At 66.8% G+C, this 26,277-nt stretch carries 18 protein-coding genes and 1 tRNA gene; 10 read left to right on the top strand and 9 right to left on the bottom strand.

What is annotated here, in order from left to right:
* The first annotated feature begins 86 nt into the window (after positions 1 to 86).
* Positions 87 to 1,004, top strand: a complete 918-nt coding sequence (locus tag GH660_RS06370) for a LysR family transcriptional regulator (protein WP_153145813.1) — start codon at positions 87 to 89, stop codon at positions 1,002 to 1,004.
* A 19-nt stretch (positions 1,005 to 1,023) separates the two neighbouring features.
* Here GH660_RS06370 and GH660_RS06365 read toward each other — a convergent pair whose 3' ends face one another.
* The 5 genes from GH660_RS06365 to GH660_RS06345 all read right to left on the bottom strand — a co-directional run bounded on the left by GH660_RS06365 (position 1,024) and on the right by GH660_RS06345 (position 4,698).
* The gene (locus GH660_RS06365) at positions 1,024 to 1,947 is read right to left on the bottom strand and encodes a VTT domain-containing protein (protein WP_153145812.1); all 924 of its coding nucleotides are present in this window, start codon (positions 1,945 to 1,947) and stop codon (positions 1,024 to 1,026) included.
* 69 nt (positions 1,948 to 2,016) lie between these two features.
* Positions 2,017 to 3,375 carry a heavy metal sensor histidine kinase gene (locus tag GH660_RS06360; RefSeq protein ID WP_194266239.1) on the bottom strand — a complete coding sequence of 453 codons (1,359 nt, stop codon included), beginning with the start codon at positions 3,373 to 3,375 and terminating at the stop codon, positions 2,017 to 2,019.
* Positions 3,376 to 3,377: 2 nt separating this feature from the next.
* On the bottom strand, positions 3,378 to 4,049 hold the full coding sequence (locus GH660_RS06355) for a heavy metal response regulator transcription factor (RefSeq protein WP_153145810.1): 672 nt from the start codon (positions 4,047 to 4,049) through the stop codon (positions 3,378 to 3,380).
* On the bottom strand, positions 4,046 to 4,420 hold the full coding sequence (locus tag GH660_RS06350) for a type II toxin-antitoxin system RelE/ParE family toxin (RefSeq protein WP_228276385.1): 375 nt from the start codon (positions 4,418 to 4,420) through the stop codon (positions 4,046 to 4,048). Before GH660_RS06350 ends, GH660_RS06355 begins: the two co-directional genes overlap by 4 nt.
* Complete coding sequence (locus GH660_RS06345; RefSeq protein ID WP_153145808.1) at positions 4,420 to 4,698, bottom strand: type II toxin-antitoxin system ParD family antitoxin; 279 nt, start codon at positions 4,696 to 4,698, stop codon at positions 4,420 to 4,422. Before GH660_RS06345 ends, GH660_RS06350 begins: the two co-directional genes overlap by 1 nt.
* A 165-nt stretch (positions 4,699 to 4,863) precedes the next feature.
* Here GH660_RS06345 and GH660_RS06340 point away from each other — a divergent pair, with 165 nt between their 5' ends.
* The 5 genes from GH660_RS06340 to GH660_RS06320 all read left to right on the top strand — a co-directional run bounded on the left by GH660_RS06340 (position 4,864) and on the right by GH660_RS06320 (position 12,376).
* Positions 4,864 to 5,184, top strand: coding sequence for a copper-binding protein (locus GH660_RS06340; protein ID WP_153146195.1), 321 nt, complete (start codon positions 4,864 to 4,866; stop codon positions 5,182 to 5,184).
* Between the two features lie 11 nt (positions 5,185 to 5,195).
* Complete coding sequence (locus GH660_RS06335) at positions 5,196 to 5,765, top strand: DUF2231 domain-containing protein (RefSeq protein ID WP_153145807.1); 570 nt, start codon at positions 5,196 to 5,198, stop codon at positions 5,763 to 5,765.
* Positions 5,731 to 7,029: a TolC family protein gene (locus GH660_RS06330; protein WP_228276384.1), complete on the top strand. Its 1,299-nt coding sequence runs from the start codon at positions 5,731 to 5,733 to the stop codon at positions 7,027 to 7,029. The genes GH660_RS06335 and GH660_RS06330 overlap by 35 nt, the downstream gene beginning before the upstream one ends.
* Complete coding sequence (locus GH660_RS06325; protein ID WP_228276383.1) at positions 7,026 to 8,537, top strand: efflux RND transporter periplasmic adaptor subunit; 1,512 nt, start codon at positions 7,026 to 7,028, stop codon at positions 8,535 to 8,537. The genes GH660_RS06330 and GH660_RS06325 overlap by 4 nt, the downstream gene beginning before the upstream one ends.
* 623 nt (positions 8,538 to 9,160) lie before the next feature.
* A complete protein-coding gene (locus GH660_RS06320; RefSeq protein ID WP_153145806.1) occupies positions 9,161 to 12,376 on the top strand; it encodes an efflux RND transporter permease subunit in 3,216 nt (1,071 codons plus the stop codon).
* A gap of 27 nt (positions 12,377 to 12,403) precedes the next feature.
* Here GH660_RS06320 and GH660_RS06315 read toward each other — a convergent pair whose 3' ends face one another.
* Positions 12,404 to 13,546 carry an acyltransferase gene (locus tag GH660_RS06315; RefSeq protein WP_194266238.1) on the bottom strand — a complete coding sequence of 381 codons (1,143 nt, stop codon included), beginning with the start codon at positions 13,544 to 13,546 and terminating at the stop codon, positions 12,404 to 12,406.
* 425 nt (positions 13,547 to 13,971) lie between these two features.
* On the opposite strand from GH660_RS06315, the gene GH660_RS06310 reads away from it, so the two are divergent.
* The 3 genes from GH660_RS06310 to GH660_RS06300 are packed head-to-tail and all read left to right on the top strand — an operon-like array spanning position 13,972 to position 17,615.
* Positions 13,972 to 14,895, top strand: coding sequence for a MoxR family ATPase (locus GH660_RS06310; protein ID WP_153145804.1), 924 nt, complete (start codon positions 13,972 to 13,974; stop codon positions 14,893 to 14,895).
* Positions 14,896 to 14,913: 18 nt separating this feature from the next.
* Positions 14,914 to 16,185, top strand: coding sequence for a DUF58 domain-containing protein (locus GH660_RS06305; protein ID WP_228276382.1), 1,272 nt, complete (start codon positions 14,914 to 14,916; stop codon positions 16,183 to 16,185).
* Complete coding sequence (locus tag GH660_RS06300) at positions 16,182 to 17,615, top strand: DUF4129 domain-containing protein (protein WP_153145802.1); 1,434 nt, start codon at positions 16,182 to 16,184, stop codon at positions 17,613 to 17,615. Before GH660_RS06305 ends, GH660_RS06300 begins: the two co-directional genes overlap by 4 nt.
* A 109-nt stretch (positions 17,616 to 17,724) precedes the next feature.
* Here GH660_RS06300 and GH660_RS06295 read toward each other — a convergent pair.
* Together GH660_RS06295 and GH660_RS06290 are read right to left on the bottom strand one after the other, a co-directional pair.
* Positions 17,725 to 17,801: transfer RNA gene (locus tag GH660_RS06295), tRNA-Met, on the bottom strand.
* A gap of 69 nt (positions 17,802 to 17,870) precedes the next feature.
* Positions 17,871 to 18,488, bottom strand: a complete 618-nt coding sequence (locus GH660_RS06290) for a ParA family protein (RefSeq protein ID WP_153145801.1) — start codon at positions 18,486 to 18,488, stop codon at positions 17,871 to 17,873.
* Between the two features lie 92 nt (positions 18,489 to 18,580).
* On the opposite strand from GH660_RS06290, the gene GH660_RS06285 reads away from it, so the two are divergent.
* Positions 18,581 to 19,387: an IclR family transcriptional regulator gene (locus GH660_RS06285; RefSeq protein WP_153145800.1), complete on the top strand. Its 807-nt coding sequence runs from the start codon at positions 18,581 to 18,583 to the stop codon at positions 19,385 to 19,387.
* Between the two features lie 178 nt (positions 19,388 to 19,565).
* Here GH660_RS06285 and GH660_RS06280 read toward each other — a convergent pair whose 3' ends face one another.
* The gene (locus GH660_RS06280; RefSeq protein WP_194266237.1) at positions 19,566 to 26,276 is read right to left on the bottom strand and encodes an autotransporter-associated beta strand repeat-containing protein; all 6,711 of its coding nucleotides are present in this window, start codon (positions 26,274 to 26,276) and stop codon (positions 19,566 to 19,568) included.
* Position 26,277 lies beyond the last annotated feature (1 nt).

Raw genomic sequence — 26,277 nt, 5'->3', positions numbered from 1 at the left:
TTTGAAAGACGAGGCAACTATAGTTGTCAATTTGGTTGGCAAATAGCCCATAATTCTTGCCATTACGTCAACGGATCATTGACAACATGGCATGGCTCGCGAGTTGGGACTGTTTCGTCAAGGTCGTCGAAAGCGGCAGCATGGCGGCCGCCGCCCGCCGCCTGGACTGCACGCGGGCGCAGGTCAGCAAGCAGGTCGCCGAGCTCGAACGCACCTTCGGCGTGCGCCTCTTCGAGCGCTCGACGCGCAAGCTCGGCCTGACACCTTCCGGCGAGGTCTTCCACCAGCACGCACTGCGCGCGCTGGAGGCGATCCACGGCACCGAGGTCGCCGTCAGGAACCTCGGCGACGCGCCGCGCGGCGTGCTGCGCATCAGCGCCTCGATCACCTTCGGCCGCATGTACATCGCCCCGCTGCTGCCGCAGGTCGTCGCCAAGTATCCCGACCTGGGCTGCGAGCTGGTGCTGACCGACGCGCTGGTCGACCTCGTCGACGACAACATCGACCTCGCGCTGCGCCTGACGCGGGCGCCGCCGCAGGACGCCGTGGCCCGCAAGGTGGTACCGATGAAGCGCCTGATCTGCGGCACGCCCGCCTATTTCGCCGCGCACGGCGAACCGAAGACGCCGCACGACCTGGCCCATCACCCCTGCTTCAGCTACATGCTGCCGGAGGACGGCCGCACCTGGCGGCTGGTCGACCGCGCCGGCGAAGAGATCAGCATCCCGGTCGCCAGCAAGTTCGACTTCAACAACGTCGACTGCATCCTCGACGCCGTGCTCGCCGGCCACGGCCTGGCGATCCTGCCGACCTACCTGTGCGGCCCGGAACTGGCGCGCGGCCGCCTGCAGGCCATCCTCGGCGACTGGGAGCCGGTCAGCAGCTTCGGCCGCTACCTCTACGCCTGCTACACCCCCAACCGGGTGCGCGTGCCGAAGGTGCGGGTCTTCCTGAACGAACTGGAACGGACCTTCAACCCGGTGCCGCCGTGGGAACAGGCGTGAGCCGGAGCGCGCCGGCCTGCTACGCCTTCGCGACGGCGGCCAGCCAGGCCTCGTAGCCGCCCTGCACCGGGCGCACCGACAGGTAGCCCGCTTCCAGCAGGCGGCGGGCGGCCTGGACCGCGCCGGCGTCTTCCGGGCAGGCGCAGAGCGTGACGATCGGCCGCTCCTTCGGCCAGTGTCCGACGGCGTCGAGCAGGAAGTCGTGCTCGGCCACCGTCGCCCCCGGAATCGGGCCGGTCGCGGCGATCATCGTCGCCCCACGCAGGTCGAGGAACAGCGGCGGCTGCTCGCCGGCCAGCGCCGCCAGCAGTTCGTCCGGCGTGATGTGGGGCACCGTGCAGAATTGCCGGAAGCGGTATTTCTGCCACAGCTTCCAGCCCAGCCAGACGGCGCCGACGGCGAGCACGATGAGCAGGGCGCTGCCCGCCTGCTCGTCGAGGACAGCGAGCGCCGCATGCACCTGCTCGCGCAGGAGCCAGCCGGCGCCGAGCGCCAGCCCGGCCCACAGGGCGGCACCGACGGCGGCCGCGGCCAGGAAGCCGGGCAGCGCCATGCGCATCGAGCCGGCGATCGGCGGCGCGACGGTGGAAAAGCCGGGAATGAACTTGGCGACCACCAGCGAGGCGACGCCCCAGCGGATGAAGCGGGACTCGGTCTGGCTGACGCAGGAACCAGGATTGATCGACAGCTTGCACAGCCCGGCCAGCACCCGGTAGCCGAAGGCGCGGCCGGCCAGGTACCAGATCCAGTCGGCGAGCACCGAGGCGACGATGGCCGCCGCCAGCACCTTGCCGAGCAGGCCGGGCGCGGCGACCAGGCTGCCGGCGAGCAGCAGGGTCGGTACGGCGGGCACCGGCAGGCCGATCTGCTGGAGCAGGACATTGAGGAACACGACCCACACGACATCCTGCCGCAGCGCCTGGGTGATCTGGGAAATTTCCATGGTTGGCCTCGTGCGCGTTTCGGCGAAGCTTGGACGAAAGATGGCCGCCTGGGCAAGCGCGATCTGCGTTCAGCCGGTGCCGAGCGGCAGGCGGATGGTGAATTCGGTGACCTGCCCGGCGGCACGGGCAGCGATGGTGCCGCGGTGGGCGAGAACGATGGAACGGGCGATGGCCAGCCCGAGGCCGCTGCCTTCGGCAGTGCTGTCGAGGCGCACGAAGCGGTCGAAGATGCGCTCCAGCGCCGCCGGCGGGATGGCCGGCCCGGAATTGACGATGCCGACCACCGCGCAGTCGCCGTCCACGCCGATCCCGACGTCGACCCGGCCGCCTTCCGGCGTGTGCTGGATGGCGTTGAGCAGCAGGTTGCCGATTGCCCGCTCCAGCATCAGGCGGTCGCCGTGCACGGTCACCTCGGCGCCGTCCAGCCGCAGGCTGAGATGCTCGGCGAGGATGCCGTAGTAGTCGAGCAGGCGCTGGCACAGCGCGCGCAGCGCGACTGCCTGGCGCTCGGGAACGACCAGGCCGTGATCGGCCTTGGCCAGGAACAGCATGTCGCCGATGATCCGCGACAGGCGCTCGTATTCTTCGAGGTTGGAGGCCAGCAGGTCGCGGTATTCGTCGGCGTCGCGCGCCTTGCCGAGCGACACCTCGGTCTGCATGCGCAGGGTGTGAATCGGCGTGCGCAGCTCGTGGGCGAGGTCGGCCGAGAAATCGGACAGGCGCCGGAACGATTCCTCCAGGCGCCCGAGCATGGCGTTGAAGGCGGCGACCAGCTCGGCCAGCTCGGGCGGCACGTCGCGCTCGGGAATGCGCTCGGCCAGCTGGCCGGCCGAGATGCGCCCGGCGGCATGCGCCAGTTCGCGCACCGGCCGCATGCCGCGGCGGGCGATCAGCATGCCGACGACGACCGTGAGCAGCGCCGCGGCCAGCACCGCCAGCCAGAAGTCGCGCTGCAGCTCGTCGAGGAAGGTGGTGTGGTGATGGATGTCGCGTGCAACGACGACGCGCACCGTCTCGCCCCAGGCCGTTTCCATGCGCCCCGCGACGATCCGCAGGTCCTGCCCGGCCAGCGTCAGGCGCACCGGCGTATCGCCGATCCCGGCCGGCGCCGACGCCAGCACCGCGGCCTGGTCGTCCGCGGGCCAGGTGAAAATCGGCCCTTTTTCACCGTCGACCGCAACCAGCACCCCGTGCTCGCCGACCAGGGCATCGGCCAGCCGGGCAGCGAGCGCCGCCGGCGACTGCTCCCGGCTGCCGATGTGGCGCGCCAGCGCCAGCTTGCCGAGCAGTTCGTGGGCGTCGAGCTCGGCCATGTGGCTATCCGCCGAACGGCTCAGGTAGATGCCGAGGGCGGCGAAGACAAGGGTCGCCAGCAGCGCGAAGGCGAGCGCCAGGCGCAGCGTGAGCGAATGGTGCCAGCGCGCCACGGTCAGCGGATTTCCATGACGTAGCCCATGCCGCGCAGGGTGTGGATCAGGCGCGGCGCGAAATCGTCGTCGACCTTGGCGCGCAGCCGGCGGATGGCAACCTCGACGACGTTGGTGTCGGAATCGAAATTCATGTCCCACACCTGCGAGGCAATGAAGCTGCGCGACAGCACCTCGCCCTGCCGGCGCAGGAAGAGTTCGAGCAGCGCGAACTCCTTGGCGGTCAGGTCGATGCGCTGCCCGGCGCGCGTCGCGCGGCGCTTGAGCACGTCGAGTTCGAGATCGGCGATGGCCAGCACCGCGCTTTCCCGCGCCCGCCCCCGGCGCAGCAGGGTGCGCACGCGGGCGAGCAGCTCGGAAAAGGCGAAGGGCTTGACCAGGTAGTCGTCGGCCCCCAGCTCCAGCCCCTTGACGCGGTCGGCGACCTGGTCGCGCGCCGTCAGGAACAGTACCGGCAGGTCACGCCCAGCGGCGCGCAAGGCCTGCAGCACCTGCCAGCCGTCGAGCCCCGGCAGATTGACGTCGAGGATCAGCAGGTCATGTTCGCCGGCCAGCCCCTCGTGCATCCCGTCCACCCCGTTGCGGACGAGATCGGCAGTGAAGCCGGCCTCGCTCAGCCCCTGCTTCAGATAATCGCCGGTCTTCGCTTCGTCTTCGACGATGAGGATTTTCATTGTCGCGTCTTCGCCGGGCCAGCCTCATCCGCTGGTGAATGGCGTTTCAAATCCATGCTGTCATGGAGCAGTCGCAGCACATCGATGACATCTTGTCCATCGACGCTGGTCACCCGAAAAAGGACAAAGTGCCTGCCCTTGCGTCCTTGCCGTGCAACGTGCAGCGTCCTGATGTCGGCGCCGATTTCGGGGCGCGCCTTGATGCCGATGGTGGCGGGGCCGGCAGACAAGGCCTGCAGCGCGGCAGACAGGGTGTCGGCATATGTTCCGGCCTGTGCAGTACCGAAGTTCTCCGCCGTCCAGCCCAGGACTTGCCGAAAATCCGCTGCGGCGCTTGCCGTCAGGCGAACGGTCCAAACGTTGCCAGCCACTATTCGCCGATCGCCTTGGCAGTCAATGTGGCCAGATGTTCACCCAGGGCTGCTGCCGAATCGAAGCTGCGATAATCGCCGGCCTCGATGTCGGCAATGCCGAGACGTGCCGCTTCACGCAGTGCGGTCAAGCGTATTTCGTCCTCGGACTCGCGGCGCTCGATCAGGCGTAACCCTTCCCGCAGGACCTCGCTGGCATTCTGGTAACGCCCTGACTTCACGAGCTTCTCGACAAAATTTGATTGGTGATCGGTTAGAACCACATTTCGGGTAGCCATGGTGCCCTCGCGCTTTGAATGTTCCGATTGGCACATTATGCCAATTTATCAGTAGCCGCAAGCGCCGTCGGCAGCACGCAGGATTACAAACTTGTAATCCTGCCGTCAGGAGGCCGTCGACCGCGGCAGCCGACAATGCGGGAAACATTCTTCGAGGAATCCGCCATGCGTCTGCTGCTCTCCCTGTTGCTCGGCCTCAGCCTGCCCGCCTTCGCCCAGCACGACCACCACGCCAGCCCGCCGCCGGCCGCCGCCAAGGCCGCGCCGTTGAGCGACGGCACGGTCAGGAAGATCGACAAGGCTGCCGGCGAGGTCGTCATCCAGCACGGCCAGCTCGACAGCATCGGCATGCCGCCGATGACGATGGCCTTCGGTGTCGCCGACAAGGCGTGGCTGGGCAAGCTCAAGGCCGGCGACCGGATCCGCTTCGCGGCCGAGATGCGGGGCAGCACGCCCGTCGTCAGCCGCTACGAAATGGCGAAGTAGTCCGGCCCGCGATGCCTGAAATCGTTCCCAACTGGCATCCGGCGATCGTCCACTTCCCGATTGCGCTGACGATCACGACGACGCTGCTCCTGCTGGCCGCCCGCCTGCGCCCGGCGCACCCGCTGCTGCCGGCCTGCGCCCGCCTGCTGCTGCCGCTCGCCGCGTTAAGCGCCGTCGCCGCCGTCGGCCTCGGCTGGCAGGCCTACCTGACGGTCGAGCACGATGCCGCCGGCCACCGCGTCATGACCCGCCATCGCGACTGGGCGCAGCTGTCCGCCGGCGGCCTGCTGATACTCGCGCTGTGGGACGGTTTCCGGCTGCGGCGTGGACGAGGCGTCAGCGCGGGCCTGCTGCCGGCCCTGCTGCTGCTCTCCGGCAGCTTCGCCTTCACCGGCTGGCTGGGCGGCGAAATGGTCTATCGGCACGGGGTCGGGGTCTCGGCGGCGGCCTTCGCCAGCCCGCCGCCGGCGGTCGAAGCCGCCGCCGCGCCGGCGCCGGCGAGCGAGCCATCCGCTCCGGCCGCCCCGGCCACCGCGCCCGGCGAGCATGTCCACAAGGATGGCCGGCGCCATCGCCATTGAGCCCGTCACCGCCATGAAAGCTCCGCTGCTCGTCGCCCTCTTCCTTGCCGCGGCCCTGCCCGCCGGCGCCGCCGAGCCGCTGCCCGGCGCCAGCGTCGATTCGCTGCTGGCGGCCGCCCGCGAGGGCAGCCCGGACCTGCGCCTGGCGCAGCTGGAAGCGGAGGCGGCGCGCGAGCGGATCGGGCCGGCCGGCGCCCTGCCCGACCCCTTCCTGCGCGTCGAGCTGGAGAACATCACGCGCAACGGCACGCAGAACGCGACGCTGTCACCGTCGCGCGTCGGCGACACCAAGTACCTGCTGGCGCAGCCGCTGCCGTTCTGGGGCAAGCGCGACCTCAAGCGCGAGATCGCCGAGGCCGAGGCCGAGCAGGCCGGCGGCCGGGCGGCCGACACCTGGGCCGAGGTGGCCGGCCGCATCAAGGGGCTCTACGCGCAGTACTGGCTGACCCACCGGACGCTGCAGCTGATGCGCGAGAACATCGCCCTCGGCCGCCAGCTCGAGCAGATCGCCCAGGTCCGCTACGCCGGCGGCCTGGCCGCGCAGCAGGACGCGATTCGCGCCCAGGTCGAGCGCAGCAGCATGGAAGCCGAACTGGTCGGCATGGAGGCCGAGTACCACCACCTGAGCACCTTCATCAACGCCATGCTGGCGCGCCATGCCGACGCGCCGCTGGCGACACCCGAGGCCCTGCGCCCGATCCCGGCGCGCCTCGACCATGTCGTGCTCGGCGAACGCCTGCGCGCCCGCAACCCGCAGCTGGCCGTCGAATCCGCCCGCCTGGAGGGCGCCGGGAAGAGCCGCGACCTCGCCTACCGCAACAACTTCCCGGACTTCATCGTCGGCGTCCAGCCGATGCAGGTGCAGGACCGCGTCGACGCCTGGAACCTGATGCTGGAATTGAACATACCGCTGCAGCAGGGCACCCGGCGCAGCCAGGAACGCGAGGCCGAGCGCATGCTGGAAGCCGCCGCCGCGCGCAAGGAGGCGCTCGGCCATCGCCTGCACGGCGAGCTGAGCGGCGCCGTCGCCAACCTGGAGGCGGCGCGCACGACCGAGGACATCACCCGCACCCGCCTGTTGCCGCAGGCCGAACTGACCTTCAAGGCGGCGCTCGCCGGCTACGAGACGGGCAAGGTGGATTTCGCCACGCTGCTCGACGCCCAGCGCCAGATCCGCAACGCCAAGCTCGCCCTGCTGCGCGCCCAGGCCGGCCAGCAGCAGCGGCTCGCCGAAATCGAACGCCTGCTCGGAGAAGACCTGTGAACACCGGCACCACCCTGACCGTCGCCCTCATCGCCCTGGCCGCCGGCGGTTTCGCCGGCTACCGCCTGGCGCAGCCGAACCACGACGGCGACACGCCGATGGCTGCGGTCGACACGCAGAAACCGGCCAAAAAGCTGCTCTACTACCGCAACCCGATGGGCCTGCCCGACACCTCGCCGGTCCCCAAGAAGGACCCAATGGGCATGGATTACCTGCCCGTTTACGAAGGCGACGACGAGGCCGCGGACGACGGCGGGCTGAAGATCAACCCCGGCAAGGTCCAGAAACTGGGCGTGCGCACGGCGCCGGCGCGCCTGCAGGTGCTCGACCGCAGCGTGCGCGCCAGCGGCCGCGTCGAGATCGACGAGAGCCGCAGCTACGCGGTGACTGCCAAGTTCGAGGGCTACATCGAGCGCCTCTACGTGAACACCAGCGGCCAGCCGGTCGGCCGCGGCCAGCCGCTGTTCGAGGTCTACAGCCCGGAACTGGTCTCCGCCCAGCGCGAATACGCGCTCGCCGCGCAGGGCGTCGCCCAGTTGGGCGAGGCCGGCGGCGAGGCGCAGGGCGCCATGCGCCAGCTCGCCGAATCCAGCCTGCAGCGGCTGAAGAACTGGGACATTTCCGCCGAACAGGTCAAGGCGCTGGCCAAATCGGGGGACGCGAAACGCACCCTGACCTTCCGCTCGCCGGTGGCCGGCATCGTCACCGACCGGAAGGCCGTCCAGGGCATGCGCTTCATGCCCGGCGAAACGCTGTTCCAGATCGCCGACATCTCGTCGGTGTGGGTCCAGGCCGACGTCTTCGAGCAGGACATCGGCGCGGTCCACGTCGGCCAGAAGGCCAATATCCGGATCAACGCCTACCCCGGCGAAGTCTTCACCGGCCGCATCGCCTACGTCTATCCGACGCTCAAGGCGGAAACACGGACTGTGCCGGTGCGCATCGAACTGCCCAACCCCAGGGGCCGGCTCAAGCCGGCGATGTTCGCCGACGTCGACATCCCGACCGGCGGCGCCGCCCCGGTGCTGACCGTGCCGGTCTCGGCGGTGATCGACAGCGGCGCGCGCCAGGTGGTCGTCGTCCAGCTCGCCGAAGGCCGCTTCGACCCGCGCCCGGTCAAGCTCGGCCAGCGCGGCGGGGATTTCGTGCAGGTGCTGGAAGGCATCCGGGAAGGCGAGCTGGTGGTCACCGCGGCCAACTTCCTGATCGATGCCGAAAGCAATCTCAAGGCGGCACTCGGCGGCATGCAGACCCCCGACCCGGCGGCGAAGCCGGCCGCCGTCGGCCACCGGGCCGAGGGAACGCTCAACGCCATCGACCTCGCGGCCGGCAGCGTGACGATCAGCCACGGGCCGGTGGCAAGCCTGAACTGGCCGGCGATGAAGATGGATTTCGCGCTGGCCAACCCGGCACTGGTGTCCGGGGTGCAACCGGGAACGGCGGTGACGTTCGAGTTTGTCGAGCGGCAGGCGGGGGAATGGGTGATTACTTCGTTGGTGAGGAAATGATCTGGTGGCCCGATGCGTCGGGTTCCGCGCCTGATGCGCGGGCGGTTTTCTTGATACGCCGTTTTCCGCCTGGTCGGCGGGCATACTTTCTTTTGGGTGGCCAAAAGAAAGTAGCCAAAGAAAAGGCCACCCCTGGGTCGGCGCCGGGCAAGCCCGGTCCCTTGCGCTACTCGGCGGGCCGGGCGGCTTGCCTGAACTCGCCTGCGGCTCAAACAAGGCAAGCCGACTGCTCCCGACCCGCCTGCGTTGCTCAGCGCCTCTCAAGGGGCCCGAAAAACCGAGGGTGTGCGAAGGGCGTTCCGCATTTTTGGCCATTTTGGAGGGTCGACCACAGCAAAGCGTTTTCCTTCTTTGCCGGTTGTGCCGCGACGCCTTTCCGGGTCCCCATGTGGCGCGCCGAGCAACGCAGACGGGCCGGGGGCAGTCGGCGAGGACTGTCTGAGGGCCGCAGCCCCGAGTTCCGCAGCCGCCCGGCCCGGCGAGTAGCGCAGGGAAGTCGGCGCAGCCGGGCGCAAAACCTGGGGTCGCCATTTCTTTGGCTACTTTCTTTTGGCGAAGCAAAAGAAAGTACGCCCGCCGGCAGGCGGAAAGCAGCGGCCAAACCGATGCGCAGCGAATAAATCATGCTCAACACCCTCATCACATGGTCCGCCAGAAACCGCTTCCTCGTCCTCCTGGCCACCGCCTTCATCGTCATCGCCGGCGTCTGGTCGCTGGCCAGGACGCCGCTCGACGCCATCCCCGACCTCTCCGACGTGCAGGTCATCCTGTACACCGAATTCCCCGGCCAGGCGCCACAGGTAGTCGAGGACCAGGTCACCTATCCGCTGACCACCGCCCTGCTCTCGGTGCCGAAATCGAAGGTGGTGCGCGGCTTTTCCTTCTTCGGCGCGTCCTTCGTCTATGTCATCTTCGAGGACGGCACCGACATCTACTGGGCGCGCTCGCGGGTGCTGGAGTACGTCAATTCGGTCGCCGGCAAGCTGCCGAAGGGCGTCAGTCCGACGCTCGGGCCGGATGCCACCGGCGTCGGCTGGGTCTATCAGTACGCATTACTGGCCAAGGACAAAACGTTGGCCGAGTTGCGCACCTTGCAGGACTGGTATCTGCGCTATCAACTGGCCAAGGCGCCGGGCGTCGCCGAGGTGGCGAGCATCGGCGGCTTCGTGCAGCAGTACCAGGTCACCGTCGATCCGGCCAAGCTCCGGGCCTACAACATCCCGCTGATGCGCGTCGCCGAGGCGATCCGCAATTCCAACCGCGACGTCGGCGGGCGCACGCTGGAAATGGCCGAAACCGAGTACATGGTGCGCGGCCGCGGCTACCTGCGCGGCCGGGAGGACATCGAGAACCTGGTACTGAAGGCGCAGAACGGCACGCCGGTGCGCATCGCCGAGATCGGCCGCGTCGAACTGGTGGCCGACGAGCGGCGCGGCCTGACCGAACTGGACGGCACCGGCGAGGTGGTTTCCGGCATCGCCATGGCGCGCTACGGGCAGAACGCGCTGGAGGTCATCGACAACCTCAAGGCGAAGGTCGCCGAGCTTTCGGCCGGGCTGCCGGCCGGCGTCAGCATCGAAACCGTCTATGATCGTTCCGAGCTGATCCGGCGCGCCATCGCCACGCTGAAGCGGACGCTGGCCGAGGAAAGCCTGATCGTCGCACTGGTCTGCATCGTCTTCCTGTTCCACATGCGCTCGGCGCTGGTCGCCATCCTGATGCTGCCGGTCGCCATTCTCGCCGCCTTCATCGGCATGCGGGCGCTCGGCATCAACGCCAACATCATGAGCCTGGGCGGCATCGCGATCGCCGTCGGGGCGATGATCGACGCGGCGATCGTCATGATCGAGAACGCGCACAAGCATCTGGAACGGCTGGAGGCGACCCATCCCCACCCCACCCCTCCCCTTGAAGGGGAGGGGGCCGCACGCTCCTCCCCCTTCAAGGGGGAGGCCGGGAGGGGGATGGGTTCCGATGCCCGTGCCCAAGCCATCATCACGGCGTGCAAGGAAGTCGGCCCGGCCCTGTTCTTCAGCCTGCTCATCATCACCGTTTCCTTCCTGCCCGTGTTCACGTTGGAGGCGCAGGAAGGCCGGCTGTTCGCCCCGCTGGCATGGACCAAGACCTTCTCGATGGCGGCCGCCGCCTTCCTCTCGGTGACGCTGGTGCCGGTGCTGATGCTGCTCTTCATCCGCGGCAAGATCCGCCCGGAAGCCGAGAACCCGATCAACCGCTTCCTGATCCGCATCTACCGGCCGATCATCGCCGGCGTCATGAACTGGAAGAAGGCGACCATCGCCGCCGCCGTCGCCGTGCTGGCGCTCAGCGTCGTCCCAGCCAGCCGGCTGGGCAGCGAATTCATGCCGACGCTCAACGAGGGCACGTTGTTCTACATGCCGACCACCCTGCCCGGCCTCTCGGTGACCAAGGCGGCGGAGCTGCTGCAGACGCAGAACAAGATCATCAAGAGCTTCCCGGAAGTGGCTTCGGTTTACGGCAAGGCGGGCCGCGCGCAGACGGCGACCGACCCGGCGCCGCTGGAAATGTTCGAGACGGTGATCAACCTCAAGCCGGAATCCGAATGGCGGCCCGGCCTCACCACCGACAAGCTGATCGCCGAGCTCGACAAGGCGCTGCAGTTCCCCGGTGTCGCCAACTCGTGGACGATGCCGATCAAGGCGCGCATCGACATGCTGTCGACCGGCATCCGGACGCCGGTCGGAATCAAGGTCTTCGGCACCGACCTCGTCGAAATGGAGCGCCTGGCCAAGGAAATCGAGCGTGTCGTCAAGACCGTGCCGGGCACCAGCAGCGCCTTCGCCGAGCGCATCACCGGCGGCTTCTACCTCGACATCGTGCCCGACCGCCGGGCGCTCGCCCGCTACGGGCTAACTGTCGGCGAGGTGATGGACGTGGTGGCGGCGGCGCTCGGCGGCGAAATGGTCACCACCACTGTCGAAGGCCGCGAGCGCTTCGGCGTCACCGTGCGCTACCCGCGCGACCTGCGCAGCGACCCGCAGGCCATCGCTCGCGACGTGCTGGTGCCGGTGCCCGGGGAAATGGGCGGCGCGGCGGGCATGGTGCCGCTCGGCCAGCTGGCCGAGGTGAAGATCGCCACCGGCGCCCCGGCCATCCGCACCGAGAACGCGCTGCTCTCGGCCTACATCTACGTCGACATCCGCGACCGCGACATCGGTTCCTACGTCGCCGAGGCGCGGAAGGCGGTCAACGAGCAGGTCAAATTCACGCCCGGCACCTACGTGACGTGGAGCGGCCAGTTCGAGTACATGGAGCGCGCCATCGCCAAGCTGAAGGTCGTCGTGCCGCTTACGCTGCTGATCATCTTCGTGCTGCTCTACATGAACTTCCGGCGCCTCACCGAAACGCTGATCGTCATGCTCTCGGTGCCCTTCGCGCTGGTCGGTGGCATCTGGCTGATGTGGCTGCTCGGCTACAACCTCTCCGTCGCCGCCGCCATCGGCTTCATCGCGCTGGCCGGCGTCGCCGCCGAAACCGGCGTCATCATGCTGATCTACCTCGACCACGCATGGACGGCGGTGCAGGCAAAATGTGCCTCCGAAGGGCGTCGACCGCAACCGGCCGACCTCTACGCCGCGATCATGGAAGGCGCCGTCGAACGCGTGCGCCCCAAGATGATGACCGTCACCGCGATCATGGCCGGCCTGCTGCCGATCCTGTGGGGCACCGGCACCGGCGCCGAGGTCATGAGCCGCATCGCGGCGCCGATGGTCGGCGGCATGATTTCATCGACCGTGCTGACGCTGGCGGTGATCCCGGCGATCTACGCGCTGCTGATGCAGCGCCGCCTGCGGGACTGAACACGCCGGCCCGGGGCCGGGCGACGCTCAGCGGGTATCGAAGACCGGCGCGCGGAGACCTTTCCGGGGCGCCGGCCGGAAGACATCGCCGTCCGCCTCGGTGCGCGGCTTCTGGCGGTAGAGCCGGGCGGCGGGACGCTCGACGAAGCGGTAGAACAGTTCCGCCACCAGCAGGCTCAGGCCATACGCGACGAACAGCCCGGTGACACCGGCCGCCGGCGATACCCAGTCGAGACGGGTCCACACCGTGCCGACCAGGACCAGCACCGGGAAATGCACGAGAAAGAGGCTGAACGAAATCTTCCCGAGCCAGGAAACCATCCGCATCTGCGGCCAGCGCGCGCCCAAGCCGCGCCGTTCGACAACGAACAGCAGCAGTCCGACCAGCAGCGCACTCAGCAGTCGCCAGCGCCATTCGAAGGTCATCGCACCAACGAAGAGCAGCAGGCAGAGCCAGAATTCGAGCTTGTGGGCCTCGCCCCGCACGCTCCGGTGGATGACGATCCCCATGAAGAAATAGGGGAAGAAATAGAGCCACCAACTGTCCCAGGCATCGTTGAGATTGAAGTAGAACAGCGAAAAGGCGAGCAGCGGCCAGCCCAGCAGGCCGACGAAATCGACTTTACCCCGCCCGACGGTGTCGCGCAGCCAGAGACTGGCGGCATACACCAGGCCGAGCTGGAAATTGATGCAGACGAACCACAGGCCCGCCGACAGCTGTTCATAGCCGAGAATACCCTGGAGGAAGAACAGGTGTGCCAGCAGCTGCGGCAGCGTCGGCGCCTGGCCGACAACCTGCTCGGGCAGCCAGTCGCGCGCCAGCACGTAGATCGGCAGGATCATCGCGATGGCGCCCAGATAGGGCAGCCCCAGCCGGCAGTAGCGCTGCACGACGAACGACCGGATCCGACGCATGCTCCAGCAGCGGGCACTCATGCTGCGGGCCATGACGTAGCCGCCGACCACGAAAAACACCTGCGTCGTCCTGGCGTTCTGCGCCAGCCAGTCGAGCACGTCGCCCAGCAGCGGCGCCGCCCACTCCCGCAACGGCGGATAGATGGCGAAGTGGTGCCAGACGATGATCGTCGCCGCGATCGCACGCAGGGCGATGACGAATTGCAGCGGATGATTGCCGGTCGGCAGGCGATGGGGAACGGGTTGGCAGATCACTGTGTTATGGGGGCCGGCTCGTGCCTTCTTCGCCACCGGGCTAGGTCGTTTGATCCTCTGCTGCGACCCCATACCGGCTCGTCGGAGAATTGATCGACAGCATCCGCACAGGCTGCGGCGGGGCGATTCTTGGCGAACGAGATAGGCTGAAATGTCTAATCAGTCCGTATTTTACTGCAGTGCACCAATTTTCGCCATCCCGGATTTCCTGACTGGGCAATTCACCCCCGGGCGCGGGCGGGCCAAAGCATCGTCATGGCGGTTCGAGGGCCGCGCCCCCGTCGATTGGCGCCACCTGTCGCTTCCGACAGGTGCCCGGCGCCCTGGCATCTGCTATCTTTCCATCACTTTCCATGCCGTGCCAATATCGGTTGGCAGCCATGGGACAATTCCATAAAACAACCACGTTCAGGGAGAACGATTTCATGGAGGCGATCGAGTCGCTGATTTCCAATGTCGAGAAGGTCATCGTCGGCAAACGTTCGGTCATCGAACTGGCCGTCGCATCACTGATCTGTCGCGGCCATGTCCTGCTCGAAGACGTCCCGGGAACCGGCAAGACCATGCTGGCCCGCGCCCTGGCCCGCTCGGTGAATGTCGAGATGAAGCGCCTGCAATGCACCCCCGACCTGCTGCCGTCGGACATCACCGGGGTACCGATCTATAACCAGCGGACGACCGACTTCGAGTTTCGTCCCGGCCCGGTATTCACCCACATCCTGCTGGCCGACGAAATCAACCGTGCCACGCCGCGCGCCCAGTCAGCCCTGCTGGAATGCATGGAAGAGTTCCGCGTCAGCGTCGACGGCGTCAGCTACGACCTGCCCAAGGTCTTCATGGTCCTCGCGACCCAGAATCCGATCGACATGGCCGGCACGCACCCGCTCCCCGAGGCGCAGCTTGATCGCTTCTTCGTGCGCCTGCACGTCGGTTACCCCAGCCTCGACGAGGAAGTGCGGATACTGGCGGCGCAGGCGCAAAGTCATCCCATCGACGCCCTGCAACCGGTCATCGGCGAGTCGGACGTTCTGGCGGCACGCGATCGGGTCAAGTCCGTATTCGTCAGCGCCGACGTCGCTGCCTACATCGTGCGCATCGGCGCGGCGACCCGGACGCATCCCGACCTGCGGCTGGGCGTCAGCCCGCGCGGCACCCTGGCGTTGGCACGCGGTTCGCAGGGCATGGCCTTTCTCCGCGGGCAGGCCTTCGTCACGCCCGACATCGTCAAGGCCATGGCCGGCGCCGTGCTCGAACACCGCCTCATCGTTCGGCCGCAAGCCGCGGCGGCCGGCAGGACGGCGTCCCAGATACTGGCTGAAATCCTGAACCAGTTGCCGCCGCCGGTCTGATTCATGGGCTTGGGAGCCTTGTCCAACTGGCTTGCGGCGCGTCGCAAAGTCCTGGTCCTGATGTCGCTGACGGCAGTCGCCTATCTCGCCGCCATCAATCGCGCGCAGGCCTTCCCGTGGGCGATCGGCGCCTTGCTGACGGCAACGCTGATCACCGGGTTCGTCTGGCCGCGCTGGCTGGTCAGGCATCTCGCGGTCAGCCGGTCCGGACCGACGCGAGCCGAAGAAGGTGAAACCATCCATTTCGATGTGGAAGTCGAGAACCATGGCTGGTTGCCGCGCTTCATGGTCGAACTGGTCGATCGCCTGCCCTTTGTCGACCTCGCCGACCGGAAACGCGATGCCGGCGAGAAGGTCCTCGGTCTGCTGGCCTATCTGCCGGGACGCGCCAGTCGGCGCTTCGCCGTGCCCGTCCTGTGCGAAAGGCGGGGCTACTATCGGCTGGGCCCGGTGAGCCTGGCGTCCAGCTTTCCCCTCGGCCTGTCCGAGGCGAGGATGCGCAGCAACAGCGGAATCCAGGCGCTGACGATCTACCCGGACGTATTCACCATTCTCGCGTTGCCGCTGCATGGCGCACCGAGCCAGATCCATCGCGGCGGCTACCTGTTGCCCGAAGGTGCGGGGGCCGCCGAATTCTCCGGCTTGCGCGAATACCGCCGGGGCGACAACCCGCGTCACGTGCATTGGCCGACGACGGCACGCCTCAATGAACTGATGGTCCGCGAGTATGAACCGCTTGCCTCGGCCTGCCTTTATATCGCACTGGACCAGGCGGCCGAATCGAACCTCGGCCACGGCCGGGAGGCCACCTTCGAATACGCGGTCCGCATCGCTGCCTCGATCGCGCGCTGCGCCTGCGCCCAGAGCATCCGCATCCGGATTGCCGGCGATGGCCAGCGCCCGCTGCGTGGTCTGCAGGGCACCGGCGACGCGCACTACCAGGGCATCCTCGACGAATTCGCGGTCGTTGCGGGCGACGGCACCACCCCCTACGCGCGGTTGCTGACGGAAATCGGCCCGCAGTGTCTGCGCGGCGAAACGGTGGTCGTCTTTCTCTCCGAAAACAACGCCCGCACCGCCGCCACCCTGCAGGCGCTGGCGACCCTGCGGGCCCGCCAGGCACATATTTTCGCCATCGCCTTCGACCAGGCCAGCTTTCTTCCGGCGGGGAAGGCGCTTCCTGGCTCGCTGCCGGACCCGGCGACGCTGATGGCGGCGCTGCTGGAGCTGGGCGCGCATTACATTTCCGTTCGCCAAGGTGACGACCTCGTGCCGCTGTTCAACCCATGAGCCCGCCGCTAACCTACCTGCCGGCCTATCTTGGCCTCTATGCCTCGCTCCTGCTCGCCGTGGCGTGCAATGCGTTTCTCGATATCCGGTACGGCAGTTTCGGTTTCGAAATGTTTTTGTGGGCAGCGGTCTTCGGCTGGACCTTGCTGGTCGGCTGGAAACAACATGGCCAGGCCAACGAAAGCGGCCCGCAGCAGCAAAAGGCGGTCCTGCTGCTCGGTGCCGTCGTCTCGATCCTGATCTTCATCCCGATGTGGGGCTTTCCGCGTGCCGGACTCTACATCCTGGTCATCCTGCAGGCCTCGATGAACTGCGTGACGACGACCCGCCGGCAACTCCATTTCGGATTGCTGGTGTCGGCGGTCATGGTCATGTTCGCCGCAACGCACTACCGCGCCGACTGGACGATGCTGTTCTATCTGATCCCCTACATCGTCACCGTCGTCTTCACGCTCGTTTCCGAACAGGTGAGCCGCCGCGCCCTCGACCTGCGACAGGCCAGCCTGGCCGCGCCGACACATGCCGGGCAGGGACTGGCCATCGCCTCAGCGACCGCCGTCATCCTGGGCATCGGTGCCATGCTGTATATCGCCACGCCACAGGTCTCTTGGCCCTATCTGCAATGGCGCTACGGGCAAGCGACAAATATCGGCTGGCTGTGGCAAGGACAGGAACACGGCGGCGCCGGGCAAGCCGAAGGCGATACCACACAGTCCGGGCAAGGTACCGGTTCGGGACAGGAAGGCAGCGGGGGACAGGGGCAAGGCAGCGGCGCGGGAAGCTCTTCCGGCGGCGCAGAAACCGAAGGGGAGTCCGGGCAGGGCTACGAACTCCTGCCCGGACGCGGCTGGCCCACCCCGGCGGAGATGCGCGAGGCGGCAAGCCGTCCCGGCATGCCTGCCTGGCAATCGGCGGCCATCCGGCAGATGGCCAGTCTGGACGAAGACATCCGGCAGGCACTGGCGCCCATCATCGAAACACTCGAGGCACTGATGAACAGCATCCGGCAGTGGCTCGAGGAACATCGGACCCTGGCCTGGCTGATCGCGCTTTCGCTGCTGGCACTTGTGCTGCTGGCGGTACTCATCCTGTTGTTGCGCGAGGCCAGGGCCGGGATCTGGCTGCGGACGCGATTCGACTACCTGCGACTGGGCATGCTCGGGCGGCACCCGTCCGGCGTTGCGGGAGCCCGGCGATACTACCAGGCGATGGAGCGACTGTTCGCCCTCAGCGAGACGCCGCGCGCGCCAAGTGCCAATTGCCAGGAATTCCTGCAGGATGCCATCCAGTTCAGGGACGGCATTCGCGTCGAGGCCAGCGAGATGACGCGATTGTTCGAGCTATACCGTTACGGCCCCCGGGAGCCGGATCCCGAGCAACTCGGCAAAATGCGCCTCGTGTATCGTGCGCTGTTCCGGAAGATGAGTTGATCCGCCCCGCTTGCCAGGGGTCCAGAATTGAACGATGGACACTGCAGTTTTCGGTGCCCATGAACAAAAAAGCCAATCGGCTGCAAGCGATTGGCTTTTAAGTGTTTTTTGGTTGCGGGGGCAGGATTTGAACCTGCGACCTTCGGGTTATGAGCCCGACGAGCTGCCAGACTGCTCCACCCCGCGTCCGTCAGAGGGCCGCATTATCCACGCCTTCCCCAATACTGTCAACGGTGATTCGCGAATTTCGGCCGATCAGCTTGCCAGCCATTCCAGGACGCCTTCCCACTGCTCGATGTCCCGCTTGTGGCGCGCGCGCGGCGGATCGAAGATGGTGAGGCCGGCGGCGGCGACGTTGACGTAATTTTGCGTGGTGCGCAGGTAGCCGACGATGGGAATGTCGAAGTGCTTGAGGAATTCCTCGAGCATGCCGGCAGCCCGTGTCCGCGGGTCGACGCGCATGGCGACGATGCCGAGGCTGCCACGCCGGCCGCGCATTTCGTTGCGGATCGAGTTGAGGAAGTCCTCGGTGGCCGCCATGTCGAAGATCGACGGCACCAGCGGTACCAGCACCTTGTCGACGGTGCGCAGGTAGTCCGAGAGCTTGTAGCCCTGCAGGCCGGCCGGCGCGTCGAGCACCGCCCAGTCGGCTTCCTGCGGCAGGTTGAGGACAATCTGGTTGCCGGCGAAGTAACCGGTCACCGGCGCCAGGTCCGGGTCGCGGAAGGCCATCCAGCGCAGCGACGACTGTTGCCGGTCGAGGTCGCACAGCGTGACCTGCTTGCCCTGATTCGCGAAATAGCCGGCGAGATTGGTCGCCAACGTCGTCTTGCCCGCTCCACCTTTCGGATTTGCCACCAGCACCGCGCGCATATCATCCCCCTGTTATTGATCCCGTGATTATATTCGCCGCTGCGGAGCGGCATAAACACATAAAATCAAGCTTTTTACCGCGCGAGAATTCCATGATCACCAAAGTAGCCGGCGACCGCCAGGGAATACAGTCGATAGAAGTGGGCTTTCGCCTTCTGCGCGTGCTGGCGGCGGCCAACCGGCCGATGATGCTGCGCGACATCGCCAAGGGGGCGGGCATGCCGGCGGCCAAGGCGCACCGCTACATGGTCAGCTTCATGCGCATCGGCCTGGTCGAACAGGACAGCGCCAGCGGGCGCTACGACCTCGGCAGCTATGCGCTCGATCTCGGCCTCGCCGGCCTCGGGCGCCTCGACCCTGTGCGCCTGGCCGGGCCGATCCTGGAAAACCTCTGCGAGGAAATCCAGGAAACGGTGGCGCTGGGCGTCTGGGGCAACCGCGGCGCGACCATCGTGCGCATCGTCGACGCCGGAGCGCCGGTCACCATCACGCTGCGCGCCGGCACCGTGCTATCCCTGTGCAAATCGGCGACCGGCCGGGCGTTCGCCGCCTTCTTCCGCTCACCCTTCCTCAAGCAGATGCTCGACGACGAACTGCGCGCGACGGCGGAATCGGGCAAGACGGCGATCACCACGGTCCGCCGCCAGCTCGAAAAGACGCTCACCGAGATCCGCGCGCACGGCATCTCGCGCGCCACCGGCAGCCTGACCCCCGGCATCAACGGCTTCAGCGCGCCGGTGTTCGACCATACCGGGACGATGGTCGCCGCCATCACCTCGCTCGGTTCCGTCGGCGATTTCGACGTGGAATGGGACAGCCCGGTCGCGAAGGCGATGCTCGCCGCCGCCGACCAGCTGTCGCGGCGCCTCGGCTACCAAGGCGTCAGCGCAGGCGGATGATCGCCGGCAGGAAGACCTCGGTCACCAGCACGCGCCGGGCTCAAGTCGACGTGGCACGCACCGCACCCGCGGATATCACGGACTTTGGCGGCAACAGCCGTTGGTTGCGGTCGACGGCCTGGATTGGGCAAAAATGACGGGGCGGACGCCGGAAGGCGCCGCCCCGTTTGCCTGAAGTCTATCGGCTGACGTTCAGGCCGCCCCCGACAACCCGGATCCGCGCCGCATCCGGCAAGGAAGAAGGATCATCCTGGTCGGACACATACAGCACGGCGGGAACCTGCCCCACCATCGGCACGGCGTCCATGTAGGTCGCTGCCACTGCCTGCGGATCGAAGCGGTCACCTTGGGCAACTGGCGGAACAGGCGGGACGATCGGTGGAGTCACCGGCTGACCGACGACCTGCAACCGGCCATCCAGATAAGTGATCCTGTAGTTGGCGGAAGACTGGCCGAACGGCGTGATCGGATAATCGCCTGCCGGGGACGCTACCGTTGCCGGCGTCGAGAACTGCAACGCACCCGAAAGATCGGCCGGTGTTTCGCCGCCCACCAATCCGGCATAGGTCGCTGTAAACGTTGGATTCGGCGTGTTGATCGGCCGCGTTTTGTCATCGGCAGTGATGGCCAGCGGAGCAGGCGTGATGGTGCCGCTCGCCGTGTTCTGGGTAACGGTATAGTTGGCACCACCGTTGCCGTCGTTAATGACGAAGCCGGCATTGACCTGCAGGGTGCTGCCATTGGCCCCGAGCACGTTCTTGCTCTGGTAGCTCTGGCTCAACCCGCTCACCGTGTCGCCGCCCAGCAGGCCGGTTATACCCACCGTGCCGGTTGAGTTGACGGTGCCATCGTACACCTTGGTACCGGTAACGGCGTTGAGCGTCAGCGCTGCCGGCGTAATCTGCAGGCTGCCGTTGACGTAGCTGATGGTGTAGTTGGAGAGGCCGGTGCCGGTGGCGTTCGACAGGGTGTCGGCGTAAGTACCGACGTTGGTGCCAGTGCCGAGACCGCTGACCCCGGTCACGCTGTCGCTGCCGAGCAGCCCCGTCGTGCCGAAGGTGTTGGTCTGGGCATTGGCGGTGTAGGTGTTGCTGGTCGTCGCGCCGGTCACGGTCAGCGCCGCCGGCGTAATCTGCAGGCTGCCGTTGACGTAGCTGATGGTGTAGTTGGAAAGACCGGTGCCGGTGGCGTTCGACAGGGTGTCGGCGTAAGTACCGACGTTGGTGCCGGTGCCGAGACCACTGACCCCGGTCACGCTGTCGCTGCCGAGCAGCCCCGTCGTGCCGAAGGTGTTGGTCTGGGCATTGGCCGTGTAGGTGCTGCTGGTCGTCGCGCCGGTCACGGTCAGCGCCGCCGGGGTGATCTCGCCGATGTTCGCGCTCGCGGTCGTCGATGTGAGCGTATAGCCATAAACCGGCTTGCTGCCTTCGGCGATACTCGATGTGACTGTCGCGGCAATGCCAGAGGCCGTGACCAACTTGGTCGGGCTACCCGCCACGTTCGGGTTGTCGTAGGCGCCGGTGCCGGTCATCGCGATGACGTCGCCGTCCATACCGGTTGTCGGAGTGAAATTCGCGGCGGTCAGCGTCGCCGTGGTCGTCGTGTCGTAGACCTTGCTCACCGTGCCGGTCAGCCCCGGCGTGATGGTCGGCGCGAGGGTGTAGAGAAAGCCGTTGCCGGCCCCCTGGACGGGCGTTACCCCGTAGATCGCGTTGTACTGCTTGAAGTCGTAGGCCAGCCCGCCGCGAACGTCGGGCGTGGCGCCACCGAAGGGGTTGGCGTTGCTCGACCACACCAGCCAGCGCCCGTTCGGCGCCGCCAGGGCACTCGCACCGGCCGAATTGACAAACCGCGTTCCGGAAAGCGTGATTGTGTCGCCTGTGCCGTTTGCCGTGATCGCACCATTGAGCGTTAGGGCGCCGCCCGCCTGCACCAGCAGGTTACCGGCCAGGGTCGAACCGTTCAAGGCGATCGCATTGGCATCGCGCAACGCGACGCTGCCGGCGTTGGTCGCGGTGAGCGACGCGACGTCATTGGTGGCGTTCTGGGCGATGAAACTGCCCGTTCCGGCGACAGTCAGATCCCTCCCTGCCCCGTTGAGTGCACCCGAAATGGTCAGCGTGGAATTGGCATCCGTTACGATGAGGGCCGAACCGCTCAGGGTGACGCCGCCGGTCACCATGTTGTTGCCAACGAGGTTGCGCAGTGCGCCACCACCGCTATAGCCTGTGCCAGTGATGGCCAGCGTGTCGGCAACGGTGATGCCGCCATCGAAGGCCAAGGTTCCGCCAGCACCTACGTTGGTACCGCTCGAAGCATCACCCAGTGCCCCGTTGTTCGCGACAATGAGCGCACCGTCATTGATCGAGGTCGCCCCGCTATAGGTGTTGGCGCCGGACAGGGTCTGCGTACCGGTGCCGATCTTGGTCAAGGCCAGGGTGCCGGTCGGGTTCTGGATCACGCCCGAGAAGGCGCCCGATCCGTTGTTAAAGCCCACAGTCAGCGTGGTGGCCCCGGTGCCCGTCTTAGTCACCGCGCCCCCGCCCGTCAGGGCATCGATGGTTTCATTGAACCCCCGAAGGTCAAAGGTGGCGCCGGATGCCACGTTAACGGTACTGGCATCGGCGATATTCTCGCTGCCGCCGATTGCCAGCGTTCCGGCCTGGATATTCGTCGTACCCGTGTAGGTATTGGCATGGGACAATTGCAGTGTGCCGGCGCCGATCTTGGTCAGTCCGCCCGTCCCGCTCATCAGGCCGGCATAGACCGTCGAACCGGACTGATTGACCGTCAGCGTATTGGCACCGAGCGTGACGTTGCCACCGGTTGCTCCTCCACCGGAAAGGTCGCCAATTGTTTCACTGTTTGCCAGGTTGAGCACGGCACTCGCGTTATTGAGCAGTGTGACCGGGGAGGAATCAGGCAGGGCATTGCCGCCGGCCGCTGTCAGGCTGCCGCCGTTGATGAAGGTGGTGCCCGTATAGGTGTTGTTCCCTGAGAGTGTCAGCGCGCCGGTCAAGTTGGTCTTGGTTAGTGACCCCGTGCCGCTGATGTTGTTAGCGACGGTGTAGGTGTCGGAACGCGCGAAGGACAAACTGCCGTTATCGATCACGTTCCCCGTTCCGAGGCTCCCGCTGGTACCGCTATTGCCGACCTGCAAGGTGCCGGCACTGATTGTCGTTGTACCCGAATACGTATTGTTTCCGGTAAAGATGGTGGTTCCACCTCCTGCTTGCGTCACCGTGCCGTTCCCGCTGATCACATTAGCGACGGTTAATATATTGCTCCGATTGAACACCAACGCGGCGTTGTCAATCACGGCCCCGGTTCCCAGCGTTCCGGTTGTGCCGCCATTCCCGACCTGCAGGGTTCCACCGCTGATCGTCGTCGTACCGGTGTAGGTGTTTGTGCCGGACAGCGTCAATATGCCGCTACCATCTTTGGTCAGTGTTCCGGACGTCGTGCCGATCGCGCCGCTGATCGTCGTATTGCCGGCACCACCGAGAGTCAGTGGTCGTGTCGCCCCGCCAATCGCGCCGGACATGGTCAGCAGACCGGCATCGGAATTGATACGGGCGCCACCTGCCCCCAGGGTCACCGCCCCGCTAGTCGTGTTGTTCCCGTTGAGATTGCGCAGGGCTCCGCCACCGCCGACGCCAGTACCGTTAAGTGTCAGCGCGTCGGCAATGGTGATCCCGCCCTGCAGGGCCAGGGTCGCGCCAGACGCGACGGTGGTCGCACCCGCAGCAGTACCCAAGGCCCCGTTGTTTGCAGCCACCAGCGTGCCGGCATTGATGCTGGTCGCGCCGGTGTAGGTATCGGCGCCGGACAGCGTCAGCGTGCCCGTACCATTCTTGGTCAATGTGCCCGTGCCCGTGGTGATGGTGCCGTTAATGGCCGTATCGCCTGCCCCGTCGATGGTGAGCGCCCGGTTGGTACCCGTCACGGAATTGGCAGCGCTGAGGGTAAGCGTGCCGGCGTCGGACTGGATCTCCGTTGTTCCTGCCAATGTCACCGTACCGCCCCAGGTATTGTTTCCGCTGAGGTTGCGCAATGCGCCGTTGGTGCCGACACCGGTTCCATTCAGGCTCAGTGTTTCCGCCCCGATTGTGATACCCCCTTGGAGCGCCAAGCTTGCGTTAGTGCCGGAGACCACAGTACCTCCGGCCGTGGTGCCCAGTGCTGTATTGTTCGCCGCGACCAGGGTGCCGGCGCTGATCGTCGTCGTGCCGGTGTAGGTATTGGCACCGGACAGCGTCAGCGTGCCGGTACCTGCCTTGATCAGCCCACCGGTACCGCTCACCACACCCGAGAAGCTCGTTGTCGTGTTGTCGCCACCCGCCGTCAGGGTCGCGCTGCCCAGTGTGACATTACCCGCCCCAGCCAGCGAACCAACCGTTTCGGCAAAGTTCGCCAGGTTAAATGTCGCGCCCGATGCAACAGTCACCGCGCTCGTGTTCGCGATCCGGTTGGCCGCCCCGAGTGCCAGTGTGCCGGCATTGATGTTGGTGGCGCCGGTATAGGTGTTGGCACCGGACAGGGTCAACGTGCCCGCCCCCAGCTTGGTCAGTGACGTTCCAGTGCCGCTGATCACCCCCGCCGACGTCGTTGCTGCGCCGACGTCGAGCGTGATAGCGCCGCCACCGGCGTTAATGGCACCCAGACGCAGCGCCTCGCCGCTGGTGATGACGATCTCGCCGCTGGCACCTGCACCGCCGTCGGTCGTGGCGGTCAGCGAGCCGACCGTGTTGGTTGCCCCGCCCGTTGCTGCCCCGAACGAGACATCGATGGCACTGCCGGCGGTGCCGTTATTGATGCGGTCGGCGCTGGTGAACGTGATGTTTCCGGTCGTTGCCGTCGACCCGGCGCCGTTTCCGGTGGCCGAGCCAATGGTCAGGGCATTCGTGCCACCGAGTCCGATGGCACCCGCGCCCGTCACATTGAGCGTGATGTTGCCGGAGCGGATTGCTTCGGTCCCTGCCGCCGCGCCGGTGAGGGTGGCATTGCCAGTGATCAGCCGCCCGGCGCCGGAGATGCCCGTGACGGCGGTGACGGTGATCGCACCTGATGCCGCCGTCGTGTTTCCGGCCGCGTCGGCCACCGTCGCACTGCCGGTGGCAATGTCGGCGTTGAGCACCACGTTGCCGCCGGCGGTGAGGGTCACTGCACCGGTGGTTCCGCTCGTCGTCCGGTTGGCCGTCACGATCGGCGCATTGACCGTGATGTTGCCGGTCTGGGTCGTCGCCGTCAGGCTCCAGCCGGGATTTGTCATGCTGACCGCGTTAGTGAAGAGGATGTTGTTGGTTGCCTGCAGGACGACGTTCGCGGTTGCCGCGTTGATCGTCGTCGGCGCGATGCGGCTGCAGGCCGCGTTGCCGAATGCGGCACACGATGCGGTGAGATCCGGGTCGGTAAACTGATTGACCTGGGCCAGCGTCGCCGTGCCCCCGCTGACGACTTCGATATTGGTCGGGTCAAGCAACAGCGTTCCGACGCTGCCGTTCAGGGCAGCCGTGTCGACCACGCCGTTGAAGTCGAGATACCCTTTGCCCGAAACTTCGACGAAGCCACCGTTGCCGGCCAGCGTTCCGCCGGTCGCGCTGATCTTGCCGTAGAAGCGCGTCGCGTCGTCCGCCCAGACGATGACCTTGCCGCCATCTCCCTGCTGCAGGGCGTCGGCTCTGATTGTCGCCGCCGGCGAGACGTAGGTGCGCCATGCGTTCTGCACCGCCGCATTGCCGCCTTGGTAATCCCCGCCAATCAGAACCGTCCCGCCACCCGTTGCGCCCGAGGCATCGACCTGCGCCGCATTGACGAGGCCGACCTGGCGGCCCAGGAGCTGGACGCTGCCGCCAGTACCGCTCGCGCCGCGCGCCGAGAGGCTGCCGTCGGCCAGCAGCGTGCCGGCCTTGGCCTGGACGGTGATTTCGCCGCCTTTTTGGCCGTCGACCGCAACCGATGATCCGGCGCCGAAATTGATGTCGTTGCCGGCCGTGAGCACGATGCGCCCGCCGTCCGCGGTCAGGCTGCCGGCTTCCAGCACGCCGCTGTTGTTGATGACGCCGCGCGTGACTGCTTCGGCGCCGGCGGCGGTGAGCAGGATGGCGCCACCCTCGGCGCGGATGGCCTGGCGGTTCTCGATCAGGGTGTCGAGCGTTGCGGCAGTGACGCTGAGGCCGACCAGGCGGTCGCCGGCGAAATTGAGCGTGACGCGCTCGCCGGCGCCCATGGCGACGGTGCCCTGCGGCGCGCTGAGCGTGCCGGCGTTGGTGATCTTCGGGGCGATGAAGGCGAGGTAGCCGCCCGGCGCGGCGGAGATCGCGCCCTGGTTCTCGATGGCGCCACCGGTGCCGGTGAAAGTGTAATTGCCGGTGAGAAAATCGTCGTCGCGGATATTGAGCGTCGAGGCGACAAAAGCGCCGGCGTTGACCCGCGCACCGTTGCCGAACAGGACGCCGTTGGGATTGATCAGGAAAACCTGGCCGTTGGCGGTGAGCTGACCTTCGATGCGCGTCGCGGCCGGGCCGCTGACGCGGTTGAGGGCGACGGCCGAGGCATTGGGCTGGGCGAAGTTGACCTGCGCCTGGCTGCCGATGTCGAAACCCTGCCAGTTGATGATGGCTTTCTGGCTGCCCTGGGTGATGTCCATGCGCGTGCCGCTGGCGACGATGTCGGCCTGCCCGGCGACGACCGTGCCGCCGGTCGGCAAGGCCCCCGGTGGCAGATCGGCGGCGGCGAGCGGCAGACTGGTGCCGAGCGCGAGGACCACGGCGGCGACGCCGGCGCGGGTGCGGCAGGAGGATTTCTTGCCACTGGCGCGCGTCAGCTCGGAGGCGACGACCCAGGCGTTGAGACGGTGGTTCCAGATGAGACGGTATGTCTTGTTCATG

It is taken from the genome of Dechloromonas sp. H13 (assembly GCF_009469615.1).
GTDB lineage: Bacteria > Pseudomonadota > Gammaproteobacteria > Burkholderiales > Rhodocyclaceae > Azonexus.
Note: the sequence above shows the minus strand (reverse complement) of the source record. Positions and strands in the feature narration are given on the sequence as shown.